At 62.8% G+C, this 4,392-nt stretch carries 2 protein-coding genes and 1 pseudogene; 1 reads left to right on the plus strand and 2 read right to left on the minus strand.

The features are described from left to right. The coding region (locus VFE81_RS25880; RefSeq protein WP_325047306.1) for an ABC transporter ATP-binding protein at positions 1–918 on the minus strand (918 nt) is incomplete at its 3' end. Between the two features lie 97 nt (positions 919–1,015). Then, on the minus strand, positions 1,016–2,767 hold the full coding sequence (locus VFE81_RS25885) for an ABC transporter permease subunit (RefSeq protein ID WP_325047307.1): 1,752 nt from the start codon (positions 2,765–2,767) through the stop codon (positions 1,016–1,018). A 723-nt stretch (positions 2,768–3,490) separates the two neighbouring features. On the opposite strand from VFE81_RS25885, the pseudogene VFE81_RS25890 reads away from it, so the two are divergent. Beyond that, a pseudogene (locus VFE81_RS25890) lies at positions 3,491–4,392 on the plus strand (GGDEF domain-containing protein); the annotation flags it as partial.

The following is a 4,392-nucleotide window of genomic DNA, read 5'->3' on the forward strand; positions in this document are numbered from 1 at the left end:
GGCCAGGGTTTCGATCAGACCGGCCATCAGGTTGGTCGACACATGCGGCAGCCAGCTGTGCAGCTCGAGACCCTTCTTGGTCTTTTCGTCGGTCTGACGTGCGGTCATCTTCGCGTAGATCTCGTCGACCAGACGACGGAACGCCGGGTCCAGACGGTTACGCGGATGCTTGAACGGCACCTTGATCTCGGCGATCACGCGCCCCGGATTGGACGACAACACCAGAATCCGGTCGCACATGAACACCGCTTCCTCGATGTTGTGCGTGACGATCAGCACCGCCTTGATCGGCATGCGGCCTTGCGTCCACAGGTCGAGCAAATCGGTACGCAGCGTTTCGGCGGTCAGCACGTCGAGCGCGGAGAACGGTTCGTCCATCAGCAGCAGCGTGGGATCGACCACCAGCGCGCGTGCAAAGCCGACGCGCTGACGCATGCCACCCGACAACTCACGCGGATAAGCGTTTTCGAAACCATCGAGACCGATCAGGTCGATCGCCGCGAGTGCGCGTGTGCGCCGCTCGCTCGCGCCGACGCCCTGCGCTTCGAGACCCGCTTCCACGTTTTGCAGCACGGTCAGCCACGGGAACAGCGCGAAGGTCTGGAACACCATCGCCACGCCCCTGGCCGGGCCATCGAGCGGCTTGCCCATATACGTGACTTCGCCGCCGGTCGGCTCGATCAGACCGGCGATGATGCGCAACAGCGTCGACTTGCCCGAGCCCGAACGGCCCAGCAAACCGACAATCTCGCCTTCGCGCAACGACAGATTCGCGTCGTCGAGGACGAGCAATTCGCCCTGCGACTTGTTGAACCCGCGGCACACGTCCTTGACGCGCAGGATCTCTTCACCGAGGCGCGGTGGCTTCGGCGGGGTCTGGATCGGCGCGGCGGTCATAGCAGCTTTAGGATTTTGCATCGCGTTTAGCCTTTATTCTCTCAAGAAAACGCCGGGCCGCCCCCAAGTTTTCTTCCCCCTCGGGGGGCCTGGCGCGAAGCGTCAGGTTCGGGGGCGCTCAATCTAGCCGGAGCTTGGCTTCGGCATAGGCGTACATCGGACGCCACAGCAGGCGGTTGAACAGGGTCACGAACAGGGACATCACAGCAATGCCCAGAATGATCTTCGGATAGTCGCCCGCCGCGGTGGTCTGCGCGATATAGGCGCCGAGGCCATGCGCGGCGACTTTGGTGTCGCCCCACTGGACGAATTCCGCGACGATGCTCGCGTTCCACGCACCGCCCGAGGCGGTGATCGCACCCGTCACGTAGTACGGGAAAATGCCCGGCAGCATGATCTGGCGCCACCATTGCCAGCCGCGAATGTGGAAGTTCTTGGCGGCCTCGCGGTAGTCGTTCGGGTACGAACTCGCGCCGGCAATCACGTTGAACAGGATATACCACTGGGTGCCGAGCACGATCAGCGGCGACAGCCAGATATCCGGATTCAGATGAAAGCGCACGATGGCGATCACGAACACCGGGAACAGCAGGTTCGCAGGGAACGCAGCGAGGAACTGCGCAATCGGCTGCATCTTCTCCGCCAGCGCCGGCCGCAGGCCGATCAGCACACCGATCGGCACCCAGATCACCGAGGCGATTGCGATCAGCAGCACCACCCGCAGCAGCGTGATGAGCCCCAGTACGAACACATGCCAGACTTCGTCGAGCGACACGCCGGTTCGCACGTAGGTGATCACGCGGAACACCACATAGACCGTGGTGACCAGCACCAGAATCGCCCAGGCGATGTCTCCCAGGCGCGAGGACTTTTCTCGCTGCGGAATATGGAAGCGCGGGCCATGGAATACCGGCAACCGGAACGGCATACGCGCGGCCTTCGCAAACAGCCAGCCGAGCGGCACCAGCAAGCGGTGAATCAGCCGGGTGCGGCGGATCAGGTCGAGCAGCCACGATTCCGGCGCATTGCCCGAACTGGTGGTTTCCATGCGGAATTTGTCGGCCCATGCGACCAGCGGGCGGAACAGAAACTGGTCGTAGGCGAGAATCACGACCGTCATGGCAAGGATCACCCAACCGACCGCATGCAGGTTCTTATCGGAGATCGCCTGAGCAAGGTAGGCGCCGATACCCGGCAGCGTGATCGTATTGTTGCCGACCGTGATAGCTTCCGACGCGACCACGAAGAACCAGCCGCCCGACATCGACATCATCATGTTCCAGATGAGGCCCGGCATCGAGAACGGCACTTCGAGTTTCCAGAAGCGCTGCCATGAAGTCAGATGAAAGCCGCGCGAGACTTCGTCCAGATCGCGCGGCACCGTGCGCAGCGACTGGTAGAAGCTGAACGTCATGTTCCACGCCTGGCTCGTGAAGATCGCGAAGATCGCCGCGAGCTCGGCGCCGAGCACACGCCCAGGAAACAGCGCGAGGAAGAACGTGACCGTAAACGAAATGTAGCCGAGCACCGGCACCGACTGCAGGATGTCGAGAATCGGCACAAGCACGAGGCCGGCGCGGCGGCTCTTGGCAGCCAGCGTGCCGTACACCAGCGTGAAGGTCAGTGAGGCAACCATTGCCGCCAGCATGCGCAGCGTGGTGCGCATGGCGTATTCGGGCAGATTCGACGGGTCGAGCGAAATCGCTTGAGTCTTGAGCGTCGACATCGGCGCCAGAGTCTCGTGGAAGCCAATCGCGGCCATTGCGATGATGCAGATGATCAGCGGAAAGGCGACGAAGTCCCAACGATTGGGCAACACCCGCCATGCCGACGCATTGGCGGTGCGCTTCAGGTTGAAGCTGAAATCCATCAGACGCTCTCCCTATTCATACAGGCACTCAAACGCACGAGGGGGGCCGCGGCTTCGGCGCGGCAGTCTGAAGATCGGTCCGGAAAGCGGAAATCAGGCATGGCAAAACGCATGTGCGCGGTAAATCGTTAGCGTTGGAGACACGTGGACCGGTGACGCACGTGTCCGTGGGCGAGCCGCCCGGGACCGCAATCGTCTAGCCGGGCTCCTGTCGCCGCAGGCGCCGCCCGAAGGCTGGCGGGCTTTCCTTGTTTTGGACGGCACGACACTACACCATCCTATGTTTCAGGCACAACCTTTCGCGGCAAATAGCGGCAAATAGTGCTGAGCGCCCCGGCAACGGCCTTCGCCGGCCGCGGCCTGGGGCGGTAAAGCGAGCCATCGACTCCCGTGCGCCAGCCACTTTTCCCGCCATCGCGATGGCGGCCCGGATCGCGTTTCAAACACCCGGAAAACCCGCACCGCCATTCAGAAAGCTGACACGTTGCCGTTAAGAATCGGATGGAGGCGGCGGCCACACTTCGCATTCCCGCAATAACGGTGGCATCAAGCCCCATGACGGTTAAAATCAAGAAACGACACACCGCTTTGCGGTTATGCCGGACTTCCGCGCGGCCCACACCGAGGGCGTATCGCCGGCCGCTTCCGCAGGGACGACACAGCGCCAGCGCGCTGCCACGAATGAGCTAGTTGCATGTCACAGCCAGACGGATCAGAGGGTCGATGAACAGGACAACCTTGCGCCAGGCAACCGGACCGATCAGCTTCGTGCTGATCGTGCTCGTTTGCTGGTTCGTGGCTGGCATGGTCGCGGACCGGATGGTACAGCAAGAGCTGGACGCGGCCTTGCGCACGCAGCGGCAAATGTCCACGTCGATCGTCGACAACATGGCGGAGGTAATCGCCAGTGATCTCGCGATGTCTCGGGCCATCCCCGCAACCATGGCCGAAATGGACGTGATCCAGCACGCGCTGGTGCAATCCCAGAATTATGCCGCGAACAATGGAGCGGCGGAACCCGCCTTACGCGCCGCGTTGTTAAAAGACCCGCACATGACGACCGTGAGTGATTTCCTGCACGACGCGCAAGGCTTCTCCGGGCTCGACCAGGTCTGGCTCGTCAACACCAACGGCATCTGCGTCGCATCGAGCAACTCCGTCAATAGACCGCTTGCCGCGGAGCACTCCTTCGTGGGCGCCGACATGCGCGCGCGCGGCTACCTGGCGAATGCCCTGCTCGGCGCGTTTTCGGAAGCCTATGGCGTCGGCCGCAATAGCGGCGAGCCTGGCATTTTCATCGCGGCGCCGGTGTACGGCGACGGCCTGCTGGTCGGCGTGGTGGTGGCCAAGGTGGGGATCGCGCGGCTGCGCCACTGGGTCGCGCATGCAGGTACCTTCGTCGCCGATGAAAACGGCGTCATCATCATGGCGCACGACAGCGAACTTGAAGGCCACGCGCTGCCGAACTCGCGCGTCGCGCAGATGAGCGCAACCGAGCGCATGACCATCTATCGCCGCGAAATCCTCCCCGACATACGGATTCAGGTCGCCCCGCAAATGCGCGAACAGGCGCCCTGGGTGCCCGCAAGCGTCGCCGGACAGCTGTTCGGCATGAGCGAGCAGCC

The sequence above is a fragment of the Paraburkholderia sp. genome (genome assembly GCF_035656215.1).
Lineage (GTDB): Bacteria > Pseudomonadota > Gammaproteobacteria > Burkholderiales > Burkholderiaceae > Paraburkholderia.

Coding starts and splice junctions, on each gene's coding strand:
- VFE81_RS25885 (WP_325047307.1), bottom strand. CDS start 2,767: ATGGATTTCAGCTTCAACCTGAAGCGCACCGCCAATGCGTCGGCATGG.